This window comes from Halobellus rarus (assembly GCF_024494595.1).
In the GTDB taxonomy this organism is placed as follows: Archaea; Halobacteriota; Halobacteria; order Halobacteriales; family Haloferacaceae; genus Haloquadratum; species Haloquadratum rarum.
Window position 1 is genome coordinate 84638 of record NZ_JANHDI010000014.1, and the last position, 16194, is coordinate 100831.

A 16194-nucleotide genomic window follows, 5' to 3' on the forward strand; every position below is an offset into this window, starting at 1 on the left:
CGACAAAACAATAAGCGGTACGCGAGATAGGCGAGGTATGACTGCCGTCGGCATCGACGCCATCGAACTCTGGACGGGCAAACTGCGACTCGATCTGCCGAACACCTTCGCGCCGGTGAAGGGCGAAGACCCCGGCAAGTACACGAAGGGGATCGGAATCGAGTACTCCTCGCTGCCCGACGTCTACGAGGACATCGTGACGATGGGCGCGAACGCGGCGAAGCGCCTGATGGACCGACGAGGGCTCTCTCCCGACGACATCGGTCGGATCGACGTCGCGACCGAGTCCGCCTTCGACAACTCCAAGCCGGTCTCGACGTACGTCGCCGGCTGCTTAGAGCAGGTCTACGACGGCGACTTCCACCACGCGAACAAGGGCGAGCGGAAGTTCGCCTGCCTGTCGGGAACGCAGGTCATCGACGACGCGTACAACTGGATCCGCGCGGGCCGCAACCGCGGGCGCGCGGCGCTCGTGATCGCGACGGACACGGCGCTGTACGAGCGCGGCGATCCGGGCGAGGCCACCCAGGGAGCCGGCGCGGTGGCGATGCTCATCGACGAAGACCCCGACGTCGTCGCGCTCTCGACCGAGCAGGGCTACGGCAGCGCCGACGAGACCGACTTCCTGAAACCCAACCAGCAGTTCCCGAGCGTCGACGGCAAGCGCTCGATCCAGGTGTACCTCGCGCGGATGCGCGAGGCCCTCGAAGACTACGAGTCAGTCGCCGGCGACACCCACCCCGACGACTTCGTCTACTTCCCGTTCCACACACCCTACCCGGGAATGGTCCGGAAGGCCGCGCTGCTCGGGTATCGCCACATCACCCGCGACACCGACATCGAAGACGCCCTCGCCGACGACATCGGGATGCAGCCGCGCGAGGCCGACTTCGCGGCGTGGGACGACTACGAGGAGGCGATCCGGGCGTACATGGACGAACTGAAGGAGACCCGTCGGTACCGCGAGTGGTACGAGCGGGCGATCGAGCCGACGATTCAGATATCCGGGCAGGTCGGCAACTGGTACACCGGCTCGGTCCACATCGCGCGCCTGTCGGCGCTCCGGGCGGCCGCCGAAGAGGACGCCGACCTCGCGGGCGAGAAGTTGCTCGTCGGTTCCTACGGCTCCGGCGCACAGGCGGAGATCCACGCCGAAACGGTGCAGGACGGCTGGCGCGAAGGCGTCGAGGCCGTCGAGGTCGAATCGCGCCTCGACGACCGTTACGACCTCTCCTACGAGGAGTACGAACTCGTCCACGACGTCCACAACCACGAGAAGGAGGTCGAGGTCGACGAGTTCACCCAACCCTCCGGCGAGTTCGTCTTCACCGGTTGGGGTCGGATGAACGAGCGGCGCTACGAGTACGTCGAGTGAGGGAGCCCCATACGCTGCACCGCCTACGGCAACCGGCGCAGGTCGTCGAGCATTTCCTCTAAGTCGCGATTAGAGATGGCAAGCGAGAAGCCGTCGATTGTCGCGAGCGCCGGCGCGTGCTCCCAGAGGTCATCTTCGGTGAGGCCGTGGAGGATGACGGCGTTCGGCGTCGGGTTGACGACGCGCATCGCCACGAGCGGCGACTCCCCGCGGGTGACGCCCGTGAACACCAGCGCGCGCGACGTCGACTGGCCGTAGAGCCGATAGAACTCCTCCGAGGAGAGCCGGGTGATCGCCTCGATGCTGTTGATGACCGTGTGCCCGCTGATCCGATCCTGGTCGCCGCGGACGAGTTCGGTCGCGTCCATCGCGTCGTAGAGGGTTTCGAGCGGGATCGACGTCGGGTACTCTCGGAGGTCCTGAACGATGTCGCTCTCGAAGCCCGCCGAGATGACGCGGGCGTACTGGCGGATCCGGCCGCCGCCGCGGGACTCGTCGATGTCGAGCAGCGCCTCGACGATCCGGCGGACGACGCCGATGCCGGGGCTCTCGCGGCGGCCGCTCTCGTAGTCGGAGATAACAGACGAGGAGACGTCCAACTGCTCGGCCAGGGCGGTCTGGGAGACGTCGAAGTCCGTCCGCCACTTCCGGAGGGTCGCCCCCGGATCGTCACTCAACGTAATCTCGCCGGCGATGCGACGCGCGAGGTCCTCTCTGGGTACCGTCGTCACGACCGGCAACCCCCAGAGAGCGGGTTCTCTCGGCACATACTGGTGGGACGTGGGGGAGGCGGCCGCAAAAGCGTATCGAAGGTGGGGTTCGACGAACGCCGATATTGTTCGGCCAGACGCGGGCGCGAGAGCGCCGATCCCCGCACGAACGTTCAAGTCCGATCGCGGCGCAGATACCGCCGTGCCGTCGACACTGGTTCACGTCTCGCTCGCGTTGCTGCTCGCCGCCGGACTGCTCGGCGAGGAGTTCGACGCCCGGAGCGCGCTCGTCGTCGCGGCGGCGACCGTGATCCCGGATCTCGACGTCGCGCTCGAACCCCTGCTGTCGGGGGCGCATCGATCGGTCGGTCACACGTTCCTGCTCCCGGCGATCCTGTTCGCGGTGCTGCTGTGGGATTCCCGTCGCGGGGCCGCCTCTGCGATCCGTCGCCGGTACGGGGACCGAGGCGTCCGCGTGACGTTCGTCTCCGTCTTCTGCATCTTCGGGGCGGCGATCGTTCCGGACCTCGTCGTCGGCGGCGTGAACGCGCTCTACCCGCTGCACGACGCGTTCTACACGGTCGACGGGCGGCTGTTCTACTCGACGGACCGCGGGTGGGTGCAGACCTTCGTCGACCTCGCGCCCGACGAACCGACGGAACGACGGACGACGGGCAACTTCGACTTCCGGACGGTGCTCGACGCCGAGCCCACGCTTGGAGTCGAACAGCCCGATTCGGACGAGTCGGGAGCGGGCGGTGGCGGTTCCCCCCCGCAGCGCGTCGAGCGCCTCTTCCCGGTCGCGATGACGGGCTTCCGGGCCTGGCTGCTCCCCTTGTCGGCGTTCGTCACGGCGACACGGCTGTGGCGAGCGCGCCGGACGTCCGACCTCGACGACGGAGATGACGTGTGAACCGGCGCGTATCGAACCACAGCGGCGGATGGCAGTGCTCTTGTTTCTTCCCCCGAGAAGGAACACCAATGAGCGAACAGGCAGAGGTCGACGTCCACGTCCGTCCCTACGACCCCGAATCCGACCGCGAGGCGCTCTGGGAGTTGAAGCGCGGCTTCGAGCTGGGAATCGGCGAGGGGACCGGCGGCGACGAGAAGGGCGCGGTCTACGAGGAGAAGTTGACAGCGGCGTATCGCGAGCGGTGGCTCGCGTGGGTGGACCGCTGCGTCGGAGAGGAGTCGAAATGCGTCGTCGTCGCCGAGACCGGAACGGACCCGTCGACGGGGGGCGCCGGCGCGTCAGATACCTCGACCGCCGCAGGCGGTGACACCGGCGTCGTCGGCTACGCGTTCGTCCTCCCGGAGTCGCTGTCGTTCGTCTGGGACGCCGCCGTCCTCAACGAGATCTTCGTCGCCCCCGACGAGCGGGGAACGGGCGTCGCCGACGCGCTGATGGACGCCGCCGTCGGGTGCGCCCGGTCGCAGGACCTCCCACTGGATCGGATGGTGCTCGACGTGGACCGCGAGAACGATAGGGCACGGGCGTTCTACGAGCGCTACGGGTTCGAACACTGGGGCGAGATGGTCGCCAGAGAGCTGTAGTCGGGAGTCGCCGGCGAACGCCAGTTACGTTCCAGTTCCGGACGCCAGCGCGCCGACGGCACCGCCGATCGCACCGAAGACCAGCGGGTAGACGATCCCCGCGAGGAGGATCGCCGTCACGAGTGTCGGGCCGGCCGTCGAGTCGCCGACGGAGATTGAAAAGAGAAACGCGCCGGCGATCGCCAGCGGGAGGTAGCCGAGCGTGACCGACGCGCCGCCGACCGCGCCGGCGAGCGGCGTCTCCGTGCGGCCGACAGCCGCGACGAGGCCGCCGGCGACGACGAGCACCAGCGGTGGAAGGAGAAACAGCGCCGTCGGGAAGGCGTCGCCTTCTCCGACGAGGTTCACCGCCGTCGACCCGAACAGTCCGGGGATCTCGCTCGTGACGTAGTGGGCACTGTAGAAGATCCAGCCGACGAGCTTCCACGTGCCTGGGTCACCGGTCGCGATCTCCAGCACCCTGGACGCCAGGGAGTTCGCGATCCGCTGGCCGGTCACCGCGTAGGTGATCGCGTACGCGACGAGATACGAGAGGACGCCGCCGACGGCTGCGGCGCCGAGCGTCCGTCCGTCCGGAGCGATTCCAGCGCGCGACGTCGAGGACGATTCGGGGCGAGGCATCGTGTCTACGAGGCCGGGGAGACGTAGGTATCTTCTGGTCGCTACCGATCGTCACTGGTCGCTACCGATCGTCACCGGACGCCACGCGTCGGCAGCGGCGAATCGCCTCGTTAGCCGTCACTCGATCCCGACCGGCGGCTTCTCCCGCCGGCCGGTGATCTCCTCGGGACGGAGCCGGTAGAGTTGATACTCCAGTTCCCGCGGGGCCTCCTCGTATATCGTGAAGAACGGAATGTCGATCGATCGGATCGCTTCCACCACGGTGCCGTCGATGTTCGCCTCCGGAATCTCCGAGAGCGGGCCGCGGACGACGACCGACTCCCAGCCGTGGTCGCCCTCCGCGGTGACGACGAGCGCGGCCCGGTCGGAACGCTTCAGGTAGCGTCGCTTTTCGGACTCCTCGCCGAATCCGAGGCGGAGATACAGTTCACCGGCGTCGGCGTCGTAGCCGTACGAGACGGGGATCGCGTAGGGATCGCTCTCCTCGGCGAGCGCCAGCACGCCGACGCCGCCCGTCCCCAGTAGTTCGTCGATCGCCTCGCGGTCCAGCACGACCGCACTCTCCTCGTCGGTCATATCTAACTGTTCGGCCTGTTGACTCATAAACTATCGCCCGCTGTAGGAATCGCCTGCCAACCGCCGCGATCGGCTCCCGACCCGCAGAAGCTAAACGGGTCTCGCCCCTTCGCCCGACAATGACCGACTGGACCGAACGGTACCGTCCGTCGACCCTCTCGGAGGTCCGCGGCAACAACAAGGCCCGCGACGCCCTGAAAGAGTGGGCCGAGACGTGGTCCGAGCACCGCGAGCCGGTGGTCCTCCACGGCGCGCCCGGCGTGGGAAAGACCTCCGCGGCCCACGCGCTGGCGAACGATATGGGCTGGGAGGTCGTCGAGCTCAACGCCTCCGACGAGCGAACTGCCGACGCCATCGAGCGGTTCGCGGGGCGGGCCTCGCGCAATTCGACGCTCGCCGGATCGGTCGGCGACGGCAGCGGCGGCCGGCAGCTCGTCGTGATGGACGAGGCCGACAACATCCACTACCAGTACGACCGCGGCGGCAAGCAAGCGGTCACGAGTCTCCTGAAGGGGGCGAACCAGCCGATCGTCCTCATCGCCAACGAGTACTACGATATGTCGAACGGGCTGCGCAACGCCGCCCGCGAGATCGAGTTCCGCGACGTCTCCGCGCGTTCGATCGTGCCCGTTCTCCGCGACATCCTGCGGAAGGAGGGGATCGAGTTCGACGAGGAGGCGCTCGAACGGATCGCCGAGGAGAACAGCGGCGACCTCCGCGCCGCGGTGAAGGACCTCCAGGCGACCGCAGACGGGAAGCCGAAAGTGGCCCTCGAAGACGTGACGACGGGATCGAGAAACCGCGCTGTCGGGCTCTTCGAGTTCCTCGACGCGGTGTTGAAAGAGAAGCCCGCCGAGGAGGCGCTCCGGACGGCTTACGACGTCGACGAGACGCCCGACGACCTCCTCCAGTGGGTCGAGGACAAGGTGTCGCTGGTCTACGAGGGAGAGGAGCTCGCCCGCGCCTACGAGTTCCTCTCGAACGCCGACGTCTGGACCAGCCGGGTGTACACGACCGACTTCGACTACAGCTGGTGGCGCTACGCGACCGACAACCTCGCCGGGGGCGTCGCGGCCGCGCGCGACCGAACTCGCGGCGGGTGGACGCAGTACGGCGGCGCCCCCTACCGATCGACGCGGGATTCGACCCGCGACGAGGTCGTCCGGTCGATCGCCGAGTCCGGGGGCTTCTCGATGACGACCGCCCGCTTGGACGTGCTGCCGTTCCTCGCGGCGATGACGCACCACTGCAAGCCCCGGGAGCTGACGGTCGCGATGGCCGCGTGGTACGACCTCGACGAGGCGGCCGTCTCCTACGTCACGGGCAGCGGCGAGACGACGAACAAGGTCCAGTCGATCGTCGCGGACGCGGGCGAACTGCGGTCGGAAGCGGTCGAAGACCACGCCGGCGACGCGTTCGTCGAGCGCGCCTCAGAGGAGCGCGAGGACGACTCGGACGGGGAGGCCGACGACGGCGACGACCAGCAGACGCTCGGTTCGGACGTGCTGGACCGCGACGAAGCCGGCGCAGACGCAGACGACGCGACGGCGGACGCCGAGGCCGCCGAAGACGACGGCCAGGCCGGCCTCTCGGACTTTATGTGATCGGACCGATCGCCGGCAGTCGTCGGCTGGTCTCGGAGCCGCCAGATACGAAACGGCCCATCAGCTACGTGGCCGAGAGGCGCTCGCCGATTACGTGGCCGAGACGGACCGGTTGAACCGGGAGACAGCCACTTCGAGGAGAACGCTTCCGATCGCGGCCGGTCCCGCCAGGAGTGCACCGAGCGCCGCGCCCTCGACGGACCCGGTGAGCGAGATGCCCGCGACAGCGCCGCCGACCCCGCCGAGAGCGTAGCCGGCGGTCGCATAATTGAGCGCCGACTCCCGCGGGACGCTACGGGTCACGAAGATCAGCGTCGCGCCCACCGCGATGGGAATCCCCTCGGCGACGGCCGCGAGGAGGAGCCCCCCGGCGACCGCCACGGCGGCGAACCGGAGCAGTCCGACGAACGCGCCGGGCGTGATCGCATCCAGTCCGCTCGCGGGGCTGAACGCGGCGACCGCGACGGCGACGAGGATGGCGGCCGCGTGGACGGCGGGCAGCGTCACTTCGATGCGCGTGCCAGTCAGGCGGGCGGCGAGCAGGCTCACCCCCGCGAGCAGCGGGAGGACGACGAGCGTCGCGATGGCCGCGAGGAGGACGAGGAACCCGGCACCGGGGACGTTGGTCACGAGCGCCGCTACGCGAACGGGCGGTAAGTGCTTTGTCGGCGGAGGGGATCGAGTACAGCGCGAATTCGCACCGGTGAGTGTTCGAAAGAGCTCTCAGAGCAGTTTCGAGAGGAACTGCTCGCCGCGTTCGGTCTCGGGGTTCTCGAAGAACGATTCCGGAGCGCCGGTCTCGACGATGCGGCCCTCGTCCATCAGCACGACGCGGTCGGCCACCTCGCGGGCGAAGCCCATCTCGTGGGTGACGACCATCATCGTCATCCCCTCGTCGGCGAGGCCGCGCATCACTTCGAGCACTTCCCCCACGAGTTCGGGGTCGAGCGCGCTCGTCACCTCGTCGAACAGCATCACGCGCGGGTCCATCGCGAGCGCGCGGGCGATCGCGACGCGCTGCTGTTGTCCGCCGGAGAGCTGGTTCGGATACGAGTCCGCCTGGTCGCTCAAGCCGACCTCCGCGAGGAGTTCCTCCGCGCGCTGTCTGGCGGCCGCCTCGCCGGTCCCGCGGACTTTCCGGGGCGCGAGCGTGAGGTTCTCGATCGCCGTCTTGTGCGGGAACAGGTTGAACGACTGGAACACCATCCCGATGCGCTGTCGGAGGCGGTTGATGTCCGCGTCGGGGTCGGAGATCGAGCGGCCGTCGAGTCGGATCTCGCCGTTCTGGATCTCTTCTAAGCGGTTGGCACACCGGAGCAGCGTCGACTTGCCGGACCCCGAGGGGCCGATGACGACGCACACCTCGCCGTCCTCGACGTCCAGTGAGATGTCCTTGAGGACGTGGGTGTCGCCGAAGTACTTGTCGACGTGTTCGAACTCGAGGAGCGCGTGGTCTCCGGGGCCGCCGGCGCTGTCGCGGTCGCTGTCACTCACTGGGACTCACCTCCCCAGTCCGAGCGCTCTTCGAGGTACTCCACGAGCCGACCCATCGGGATCGTGATCGACAGATAGGCGATGGCGACGAGCACCAGCGGCGTCCACGGGTCGAACGTCGCGCTGTTGACGCTGCGGAACTGCTGGATGAGTTCGGGGACGGCGATGACGGTCAGAAGCGAGGTGTCCTTCACGAGGATGATCTGGTCGTTGCCGACCGCCGCGAGCGCGTTTCGCCACGCCTGCGGGATCACGACCTCGCGCATCGCCTGCACGTAGCCCATCCCCAGCGAGCGGGCCGCCTCCATCTGTCCGTCGTGGACCGCGCCGATGCCGCCGCGGACCGCCTCGCCGACGTACGCCGCGTGGTTCAGCGTCAGCGCGATGATCGCCGTCGGAATCCCCCAGTCCTGAACCGGGAAGGTCCCCGGCCACAGCGTCGGGATGCCGAAGTAGACGACGAAGATCTGGAACAGGAGCGGCGTCCCGCGGAAGAACTGCACGTAGATCGCCGCGAGACCGCTCGTGATCCTCGTCTTCGAGACGCGGGCGAGACCGACGAAGATCCCGGCCGAGACCGAGAGGACGCTGCCGGTGACCACGATACCGAGGACCAGTCCGTACGCTCTGAGGAACTGTGGAAGGATCGTCGGTATCAGCCCGTAATCCACCTGTGTCGCCAGAATGTACAGGAGAAGCAGGCCGACGCCGAGCGCGAAGAGACTCGACAGCCCGACGCCGAGATACTTCAACGTCTGATCGTCGAAGAACCCGTCGGCGACGGCGTTGGCGTCGGCGGAGGCGTCCGCGTATGAATCTGCCATAGTTGAGGCGAAGTGATGCGGCTCCGTGAGGGGTTATCCGGAGAAGTACTCCGAGTAGATCTCGTCGTACGTGCCGTCCTCTCTGATCGCCGCGAGCGCCTCGTTGACGCGCTCGCGGAACTCGTCGTCGTCCTGGCGGAAGGCGATGCCGTAGTTCTCGACGGTGAGCGTGAGATACGGCGGCGCGTCACCGTCGCCCTCGGCGGCGGCACCCTCGCCCTCGAGGAACACCACGTCGTCGTTGTCGTTCGCGAACTCCGCGTTGACCGTGTTGTCGTTGATGACCGCGTCGACCTGCCCGTTGTTCAGCGCCTGGAACGCGCCGGGGATCTGATCGTAGCTCTTGATGTCGAGTTCGCCGTCGAACTCCTCTTGGAGTTCCTCGGCTGCACCCGCGCCCGTCGTGCCCTTCTGGACGCCGACGGCGCGACCGCGGAGGTCCTCCTTCGAGGTGATCTCGCCGTCGTCGCGGACGATGACCGTCTGGTAGGCCGTGAAGTACGGGTCCGAGAAGTCCACCTGCTCGGCCCGCTCGTCGTTGATCGTCATCGCGGACATGATGATCCGGAAGTTGTTGTTGTTGAGCGAGGGGATGATCGAGTCGAAGCTGGTCGATTTGAACTCGTAACTGACGCCGAGTTGCTCCTCGAAGACCGCTTCGGCGATGTCGACGTCGAACCCCGTCAGTTCTCCGGAAGTCGTCTCGTACTCGAACGGGCGGTACGGGATGTCCGAACCGATGACGACGTTCGAGGGGACGATCGATTCGGTCGTCGCCGCCTCGGTCGCCGTCTCCGTCGAGTCCGATCCGGAGTCGCTGTCGCCGTCCGCTTCAGTGCTCTGATCGCCGGATCCGCCGCCGGTACACCCGGCGAACAGACCGCCGGCCAGCACGCCGGCTCCGGTCTTCACGTACGTCCGTCTGTCCATAACATCGGTTCGTTGTAGAGAGCAATATAACAACGTGTCGCTTCTGTATACGTCCGTTCACGCATCTCACGGGTTTTCGACCGCGCGTTCGGATGCTGGAGCGGACAGCGGACGACACCGGACGGGAACTGGACTGCCTGGCGACCGGACGGCTTGGACAGAATCGAAGGCGGTCGACGGAGCTGAACGGGAGCGACGGAACCGACCGAACGCGGTCAGTCGCCGCCGGGAACCCCGCGGGACCCCGCGGAGCCGACGTCGCGACGGAGCGCGTACCACGCGGCGACGACCAGCGCGAGTGCGGTGAGGCCGCCGGCGAGAGAGACGTACTGGAGCGTCCCGCCGTACACCAGCCGCCCGGTGACGAGGAGCGAGATCACGACGGCGGCGGCCACCGCGCTCAATAGACGGACACGGCGAGAGGGTCCTCCAGAGACGGCCGACGGCGACGCCCACACCGCGGCCGAGAGCAGCGCCGCGTAGGCCCCCAGACCGAGAAGGTAATACGCCGCCTGGATCGGCGGCCCGAACGTGACGAACGCGTGCGGCGTCAACGCGAGCAGGACCGGGATGAGCCCGGCCGCGACGGCGAGCACTCGTTTGACGTCTTCGGAGGAGCTCTGGCTCTGAGACGGACCGTACGCCCACGCCGCCGCGAGCGCGACGCCCGTGAAGATGATCGACGCCGTCCCGAAGTGCGCCAGCAGGATCGCCCACTCGTAGGTCGTCACCGTGAGCGCGCCGAGGATGATCTGCGAGGGCAGGAGGATCGTCGCGCCGGCGAGCGCGAGTCGAATCCGGCGGTCTGCGCCCTCCCGCCACGCGAGGATCGTCGTCCCGAGGACGACGAACCCGGTGACCATCGCGACGAGTCGGTGGAACCACTCGACGAAACTGCTCCAGTTCGCCGGGAAGAGGCCCAGAAAGCCGTCGCAAAAGGGCCATCGGCCGGCACAGGTCAATCCCGCTCCCGTCGCCGCGGTGTACACCCCGAGCACCATCAGGATACCCGTCAACGCGGCGGAGACGCCGACGAAACGGCGGAGGCGCGCGTCCATACGTCGACCTCGGGGTCGGAGATACTTGAATCGCTCTTTCGTCGAGCGGTCGAATCGGCCGCTCGCTTGCCCCCGCCGGGACGGATTCGACACGTTTCAAAAGTCACCGGTGGAATGCGGAGGTATGACCGACGGCACGCCGACCGGAGAGAGAGCGAGAGAACGCGAGAACGAGGGCGTCAACGAAGTCGACGGCGTCGTCGACCGGACGGACGAACACCTCGAACACCGTCGCGAGCGACTCGCCGCCGTCCTCGACGAAGGGGGGTTCGACGCGGTCTGGTTCGGCCGGCCCAACTCCTTCGCGTGGCTGACGGGCGGGAGCAACGTCGTCGATCGCGACGCCGACGTCGGGGTCGCCGCCGCCGGCTACACCCGCGCCGACGGCTTCGTCGTCGTCACGAACAACATCGAAGCCGAGCGGCTCGCGGCCGAGGAGGTCCCCGAAGACTTCGACGTCACGTCGGTGCCGTGGTACGAATCCTCGCTCGCGGCGGCCGTCGCCGACGCGACTGGGGGCACGGGTGCCGCCGACTTCGACGTGCCCGGGTTCGAGACGCTCGACGCGAGTCGGCTCCGCCGACCACTCGCACAGAGCGACATCGAGCGCTACCGCACGCTGGGACGCGACGTCGCCGACGCGCTCGAACGGGTCGCCCGCGAACTGCACGCCGACGACACCGAACACGAGGTCGCCGCCGGCCTGCGCGTCTCGCTCGCGACGCGCGGGATCGAAGCGCCCGTGGTGCTCGTCGGGGGCAGCGAACGCGCGCAGCGGTACCGCCACTACACGCCGACGCGGAGCGAACTCGGCGACTACGCGCTGCTGTCCGTGACCGCCGAGCGCGGCGGCCTCTACGCGAGCGCGACGCGGACGGTCGCCTTCGAGGGCGCTCCCGAGTGGCTCACGGAGCGGCACGGGAAGGCGATGCGTGTGGAGGCGACGGCGCTCGGCGCGACCCTGCGCGCCGCAGACAGCGGGGAAACGGCCGGAGACGTCTTCGACGAGATCGTCGCGGCGTACGACGCGGTCGGGGAGCCGGGCGAGTGGCGAAAGCACCACCAGGGCGGAGCCGCCGGGTTCGCGGGCCGCGAGTGGATCGCGACGCCCGAGGGCGACGAGTCGGTCGAGACCCCGCTGGCGTACGCGTACAACCCGACGGTCCGGGGAGCGAAATCCGAGGACACCGTCCTCCTCACCGACGACGGCGCGGAAGTGCTGACGAGGACGGGCGAGTGGCCCACGCGGACGGTCGCTTCCTGCGGCGACGGCGGGTTCGAGATCGAGCGTCATACGGTCCGCTCGCTCGGCGGCGAGTGAACGGCCGCGTGGCGGCCGAGTGATAACCGGGACGACGCTCCCGACCTGGATCGGCGACGCTCCCGACCCGGACCGAGCGACGCTCGCGCCGCAGGACTACTCGTCCCCGAGTAGTCCTTCGTCGTCTGTCGAAGCAGCGTTCGACAGATAGCTTTTTTTGTACCGCTATCGTCGCCGCCGCTATGGGACTCGACGACGACGCGAGGGAGTATCACCGCGAGGAACCGCCCGGCAAGATCGAGATATCGACGACGAAGCCGACGAACACCCAGCGGGACCTCTCGCTGGCGTACTCGCCCGGCGTCGCCGCGCCGTGTCGCGACATCGACGCGGATCCGACGCGCGCCTACGAGTACACCGCGAAGGGGAACCTCGTCGGCGTGGTCTCCAACGGCAGCGCCGTCCTCGGCCTCGGCGACATCGGCGCGCAGGCGTCGAAGCCCGTGATGGAGGGGAAGGGCGTCCTGTTCAAGCGCTTCGCCGACATCGACGTCTTCGACATCGAACTCGACCTCGAAGACCCCGACGAGATCGTCGACACCGTGCGGGCGATGGAGCCGACGTTCGGCGGCATCAACCTCGAGGACATCAAGGCCCCCGAGTGCTTCGAGATCGAGTCCCGCCTCCGCGAGGAGGTCGACATCCCCGTCTTCCACGACGACCAACACGGCACGGCGATCATCTCCGGCGCGGCGCTCGTGAACGCCGTCGACATCGTCGATAAGGAGTTCGAGGATCTGAAAGTGGTCTTCTCGGGCGCTGGCGCGGCCGCGATCGCGACGGCGCGGTTCTACACCACACTCGGCGTGCGCAAGGAGAACATCGTGATGTGCGATTCCTCGGGCGTGATCGGGACCGACCGCGAGGACCTCAACCAGTTCAAATCGGAGTTCGCGTCCGACGTCGAGGCCGACACGCTCGCGGAGGCGATGGAGGGTGCCGACGTCTTCGTCGGTCTCTCGGTCGGCGGGATCGTCTCCCAGGAGATGGTCGCGTCGATGGCCGAGAACCCCGCCGTCTTCGCGATGGCGAACCCGACTCCCGAAATCGACTACGAGGAGGCGAAGGACGCCCGCGACGACACGGTCATCATGGCGACGGGGCGCTCGGACTACCCGAATCAGGTGAACAACGTCCTCGGGTTCCCGTTCATCTTCCGCGGCGCGCTCGACGTGCGCGCGACGGAGATCAACGAGGAGATGAAGCGCGCGGCCGCGGAGGCGCTCGCGGACCTGGCGCGACAGGACGTCCCCGACGCCGTCGTCAAGGCCTACGGCGACCAACCGCTGCAGTTCGGCCCCGATTACGTGATCCCGAAACCGCTCGATCCTCGCGTGCTCTTCGAGGTGGCCCCCGCCATCGCGAGAGCGGCGATGGACTCCGGCTGTGCCCGGACCGAGGTCGACCTCGACGCCTACGAGGAACGGCTGGAGGCGCGTCTCGGCAAGTCCCGCGAGATGATGCGCGTCGTCCTCAACAAGGCGAAGTCCGACCCCAAGCGGGTCGCGCTCGCGGAGGGCGGCGACGAGAAGATGATCCGCGCGGCCTACCAGATGCGGGAGCAGGGGATCGCCCACCCGGTCCTCGTCGGCGACGCCGACGAGATCGCCGGCACGGCTGCAGAGCTCGGCCTGGAGTTCGAGCCCGAGATCGTCGACCCCCGGAGCGGCGACTGGGACCGCTACGCCGACCGCCTGTACGAACTGCGGCAGCGCGAGGGCGTCACCAAGCGCGAGGCGCACGAACTCATCCGCGGCGACAGCAACTACTTCGCCAGCGTGATGGTCGAGGAGGGCGACGCCGACGCGATGCTGACGGGGCTGACCCACCACTACCCCTCGGCGCTGCGGCCGCCGCTGTCGATCATCGGCACCGCGCCGGACGCCGAGTACGCGGCCGGAGTCTATCTGCTGACGTTCAAGAACCGGGTCATCTTCGCCGCCGACACGACGGTCAACCTCGATCCCGACTCGGACGTGCTCGCGGAGATCACGAAACACACCGCGGAACTGGCCCGGCGGTTCAACGTCGAACCCCGCGCGGCGATGCTGTCGTACTCGAACTTCGGGAGCGTCGACAACGCGGGCACGCGGAAGATCCGCGACGCCGTCTCCGACCTCCACGCCGACGAGGAGGTCGACTTCCCGATCGACGGGGAGATGCAGGCCGACACCGCCGTCGTCGAGGACATCCTCGCGGGGACCTACGAGTTCTCCGACCTCGATCAGCCCGCGAACGTCCTCGTCTTCCCGAACCTCGAATCGGGCAACATCGGCTACAAGCTCCTGCAGCGCCTCGGCGGCGCGGAGGCCATCGGCCCGATGCTCGTCGGGATGGACAAGCCCGTCCACGTCCTCCAGCGCGGCGACGAGGTGAAGGACATCGTCAACCTCGCCGGCGTCGCCGTCGTCGACGCCCAGGAGTAACGGCCGGAGTCCCGGCCGTCGATCCGGGGCCGGCGCACCGACTCAGTCGCTCGCCCGGCCCTCGAACCGCGACGGCGGCGGGTACTGCGGATCGGCGTTGTCGGTTCCCTCCTCCGGAACCGCGGCGGCTCCGGCCTCGCCGGCGTCGATCGGGTCCGGGACCACGCAGCGGTCCGGTCGGCGGTTGACGTGCGCGTAGTCGCCGGGGGCGTTCGCGAGGGGGTGGGCGGGGTTCTCCCGGCCGTCGATCCGGGCCGCCCGGAGCTCCTCGAACCCGGCGATCCGCGCGCAGATCCCCCGCCAGTGAGATTCGCTGCCGGACGGGATCCGCTCGCGGCCGGTCGGTCGCCACTCGGCGTCGCCGGCGGACCCGGCCAGCACCTCGCCGTTCACCGCGGCCGCGAGGTGGTCGTGATCGACGAGGACGCCGACGCGTGCGTCCGAGGGCGTTCGGGCGGCGAGGACGTCCAGGCCGAGGTGCAGCGCGCGATACTCCGCGACGTTGTTGTTCGGGGCGGTGTCGGGCAGGGAGACCCGCGCGACGCGGGTGCCGTCCCGCGCCTCGATCACCGCGCCCAGGCCGCCGCCGTCGCGGCGATACGACCCGTCGGTCGCGACGTAGAAGTGTCGGTGGTGGGTGCGCGGCGGGTGCGCGATGTGTGGCGTCGGCGAGTCGTCGAACAGGTCACGGAGCGTCGGACGGCCGTGAGCGGCCATACCTCCGCTAGTTCGTGCGCGTTCTTAAAGATATCTCAGCGAACGGGGTCGACAGACTCGCCGCAATAGTTAGACGGCGGGGAGACGAACCGTCGTGTATGGCCCGAATCCAGTCCCTGACGGCGCGCGAGTTGATGACGACGGACGTCGAGACCGTCTCGCCCGACGACGACGTGAGCGAGGTGCTCGGGCGACTCGCTCGCGCTGACTTCAACGGCTTCCCCGTGGTCGACGAGGGCGCGGTCGTCGGCATCGTCACCCAGCACGACCTCGTCGACCTGTTTCAGACGAAGGACCGGACGCTGTGGATCCCCGTCGGCTTCCCCCCGTTCCTGGAGACGCTCACCTACGCGGTCGACGTCTCCTGGGACGACTTAGACCTGGGGATCGACCTCCTGCGGAACACGAACAAGCCCATCCGGGAGGTGATGACCGAAGACGTGGTGACCGTCGCCCCCGAGGCGTCGCTCGACGAGATCCTGGACCTCATCGCGGACGAGGAGCGCGACATCAACCGACTGCCGGTCGTCGAAGACGGCGCGCTCGTCGGGATCGTCGCTCGACAGGACGTTATCCGGGCGATCCGGGACGAGCGGCGGGCGGAAAGCGAGAACGCCTGAACCGCCTCCCGAACGATCGACTCAGAGCACTTCTTCGCCGCGCTTCTCGTTGAGCGCGTCGCTCACGAGGAACGCGCCCTGGTCGCCGAAGCCGTAGGTGGTGGCGTTCGCGCCGCCGTCGACGACGACGGCCAGTCGGCCGCGGTAGGAGTCATCGCCGGCCTCGTATCCGTCGACGACGATCACGGGAAAGTCGTCGAGGGAAAACCGATCGCCGAAGCTGTAGTAGTCGTTGAACGCGTTCTCCACCTGGTCGAGTTCCTCGTCGGTCGGTGGCCGATAACTCGAACCGTCCATACCGCGGTCATCGACGCACCAATACATAAAACGTCGCCGGCGAACGAAACGTTGAGAACACCCGGGA

General features: G+C 68.2%; 17 protein-coding genes. 7 read left to right on the forward strand and 10 right to left on the reverse strand.

The window, feature by feature from the left end; translation table 11 throughout:
- Positions 1-37: 37 nt before the first annotated feature.
- Positions 38-1375, forward strand: a complete 1338-nt coding sequence (hmgB, locus tag NO876_RS16155) for a hydroxymethylglutaryl-CoA synthase (protein WP_256422698.1) — start codon at positions 38-40, stop codon at positions 1373-1375.
- Between the two features lie 23 nt (positions 1376-1398).
- Here the strand turns inward: hmgB and NO876_RS16160 are convergent, their stop codons facing one another.
- Positions 1399-2106, reverse strand: a complete 708-nt coding sequence (locus NO876_RS16160) for a helix-turn-helix domain-containing protein (protein ID WP_256422774.1) — start codon at positions 2104-2106, stop codon at positions 1399-1401.
- A gap of 181 nt (positions 2107-2287) precedes the next feature.
- Between NO876_RS16160 and NO876_RS16165 the strand changes: the two genes are divergently transcribed.
- Positions 2288-2998 (forward strand): metal-dependent hydrolase, encoded by a 711-nt coding sequence (locus NO876_RS16165; protein WP_256422699.1) that lies wholly within the window; start codon positions 2288-2290, stop codon positions 2996-2998.
- Between the two features lie 68 nt (positions 2999-3066).
- Positions 3067-3639 carry a GNAT family N-acetyltransferase gene (locus NO876_RS16170; protein WP_256422700.1) on the forward strand — a complete coding sequence of 191 codons (573 nt, stop codon included), beginning with the start codon at positions 3067-3069 and terminating at the stop codon, positions 3637-3639.
- A 24-nt stretch (positions 3640-3663) separates the two neighbouring features.
- Here NO876_RS16170 and NO876_RS16175 read toward each other — a convergent pair whose 3' ends face one another.
- Positions 3664-4260, reverse strand: coding sequence for a DUF7978 family protein (locus NO876_RS16175; protein WP_256422701.1), 597 nt, complete (start codon positions 4258-4260; stop codon positions 3664-3666).
- A gap of 117 nt (positions 4261-4377) precedes the next feature.
- Positions 4378-4836, reverse strand: coding sequence for a pyridoxamine 5'-phosphate oxidase family protein (locus NO876_RS16180; RefSeq protein WP_256422702.1), 459 nt, complete (start codon positions 4834-4836; stop codon positions 4378-4380).
- Between the two features lie 119 nt (positions 4837-4955).
- Here NO876_RS16180 and NO876_RS16185 point away from each other — a divergent pair, with 119 nt between their 5' ends.
- Positions 4956-6440: a replication factor C large subunit gene (locus NO876_RS16185; protein ID WP_256422703.1), complete on the forward strand. Its 1485-nt coding sequence runs from the start codon at positions 4956-4958 to the stop codon at positions 6438-6440.
- A gap of 90 nt (positions 6441-6530) precedes the next feature.
- Here the strand turns inward: NO876_RS16185 and NO876_RS16190 are convergent, their stop codons facing one another.
- The 5 genes from NO876_RS16190 to NO876_RS16210 form a co-directional block, all read right to left on the reverse strand.
- Complete coding sequence (locus NO876_RS16190) at positions 6531-7070, reverse strand: hypothetical protein (protein WP_256422704.1); 540 nt, start codon at positions 7068-7070, stop codon at positions 6531-6533.
- 93 nt (positions 7071-7163) lie between these two features.
- On the reverse strand, positions 7164-7934 hold the full coding sequence (locus NO876_RS16195) for an amino acid ABC transporter ATP-binding protein (protein WP_256422705.1): 771 nt from the start codon (positions 7932-7934) through the stop codon (positions 7164-7166).
- Positions 7931-8758, reverse strand: coding sequence for an amino acid ABC transporter permease (locus NO876_RS16200; protein ID WP_256422706.1), 828 nt, complete (start codon positions 8756-8758; stop codon positions 7931-7933). Before NO876_RS16200 ends, NO876_RS16195 begins: the two co-directional genes overlap by 4 nt.
- Positions 8759-8791: 33 nt before the next feature.
- Complete coding sequence (locus NO876_RS16205; protein WP_256422707.1) at positions 8792-9688, reverse strand: basic amino acid ABC transporter substrate-binding protein; 897 nt, start codon at positions 9686-9688, stop codon at positions 8792-8794.
- A gap of 215 nt (positions 9689-9903) precedes the next feature.
- On the reverse strand, positions 9904-10746 hold the full coding sequence (locus tag NO876_RS16210; RefSeq protein WP_256422708.1) for a COX15/CtaA family protein: 843 nt from the start codon (positions 10744-10746) through the stop codon (positions 9904-9906).
- Between the two features lie 124 nt (positions 10747-10870).
- On the opposite strand from NO876_RS16210, the gene NO876_RS16215 reads away from it, so the two are divergent.
- Complete coding sequence (locus NO876_RS16215; RefSeq protein ID WP_256422709.1) at positions 10871-12067, forward strand: M24 family metallopeptidase; 1197 nt, start codon at positions 10871-10873, stop codon at positions 12065-12067.
- A gap of 182 nt (positions 12068-12249) precedes the next feature.
- Complete coding sequence (locus tag NO876_RS16220) at positions 12250-14493, forward strand: NADP-dependent malic enzyme (protein ID WP_256422710.1); 2244 nt, start codon at positions 12250-12252, stop codon at positions 14491-14493.
- Positions 14494-14535: 42 nt separating this feature from the next.
- Here NO876_RS16220 and NO876_RS16225 read toward each other — a convergent pair whose 3' ends face one another.
- A complete protein-coding gene (locus NO876_RS16225; protein WP_256422711.1) occupies positions 14536-15210 on the reverse strand; it encodes a ribonuclease H family protein in 675 nt (224 codons plus the stop codon).
- Between the two features lie 98 nt (positions 15211-15308).
- Here NO876_RS16225 and NO876_RS16230 point away from each other — a divergent pair, with 98 nt between their 5' ends.
- Positions 15309-15830 (forward strand): CBS domain-containing protein, encoded by a 522-nt coding sequence (locus tag NO876_RS16230; protein ID WP_256422712.1) that lies wholly within the window; start codon positions 15309-15311, stop codon positions 15828-15830.
- A gap of 21 nt (positions 15831-15851) precedes the next feature.
- Here the strand turns inward: NO876_RS16230 and NO876_RS16235 are convergent, their stop codons facing one another.
- Positions 15852-16127, reverse strand: coding sequence for a hypothetical protein (locus tag NO876_RS16235; RefSeq protein ID WP_256422713.1), 276 nt, complete (start codon positions 16125-16127; stop codon positions 15852-15854).
- Between the last annotated feature and the right edge of the window lie 67 nt (positions 16128-16194).

What these genes read in the sequence shown, in the direction of transcription:
- NO876_RS16210 (WP_256422708.1), bottom strand. Translation starts at nt 10,746, where the DNA reads ATGGACGCGCGCCTCCGCCGTTTCGTCGGCGTCTCCGCCGCGTTGACG.
- NO876_RS16200 (WP_256422706.1), bottom strand. Translation starts at nt 8,758, where the DNA reads ATGGCAGATTCATACGCGGACGCCTCCGCCGACGCCAACGCCGTCGCC.
- NO876_RS16215 (WP_256422709.1), top strand. Translation starts at nt 10,871, where the DNA reads ATGACCGACGGCACGCCGACCGGAGAGAGAGCGAGAGAACGCGAGAAC.
- NO876_RS16235 (WP_256422713.1), bottom strand. Translation starts at nt 16,127, where the DNA reads ATGGACGGTTCGAGTTATCGGCCACCGACCGACGAGGAACTCGACCAG.
- NO876_RS16230 (WP_256422712.1), top strand. Translation starts at nt 15,309, where the DNA reads ATGGCCCGAATCCAGTCCCTGACGGCGCGCGAGTTGATGACGACGGAC.
- NO876_RS16220 (WP_256422710.1), top strand. Translation starts at nt 12,250, where the DNA reads ATGGGACTCGACGACGACGCGAGGGAGTATCACCGCGAGGAACCGCCC.
- NO876_RS16175 (WP_256422701.1), bottom strand. Translation starts at nt 4,260, where the DNA reads ATGCCTCGCCCCGAATCGTCCTCGACGTCGCGCGCTGGAATCGCTCCG.
- hmgB (WP_256422698.1), top strand. Translation starts at nt 38, where the DNA reads ATGACTGCCGTCGGCATCGACGCCATCGAACTCTGGACGGGCAAACTG.
- NO876_RS16225 (WP_256422711.1), bottom strand. Translation starts at nt 15,210, where the DNA reads ATGGCCGCTCACGGCCGTCCGACGCTCCGTGACCTGTTCGACGACTCG.
- NO876_RS16180 (WP_256422702.1), bottom strand. Translation starts at nt 4,836, where the DNA reads ATGACCGACGAGGAGAGTGCGGTCGTGCTGGACCGCGAGGCGATCGAC.
- NO876_RS16170 (WP_256422700.1), top strand. Translation starts at nt 3,067, where the DNA reads ATGAGCGAACAGGCAGAGGTCGACGTCCACGTCCGTCCCTACGACCCC.
- NO876_RS16205 (WP_256422707.1), bottom strand. Translation starts at nt 9,688, where the DNA reads ATGGACAGACGGACGTACGTGAAGACCGGAGCCGGCGTGCTGGCCGGC.
- NO876_RS16185 (WP_256422703.1), top strand. Translation starts at nt 4,956, where the DNA reads ATGACCGACTGGACCGAACGGTACCGTCCGTCGACCCTCTCGGAGGTC.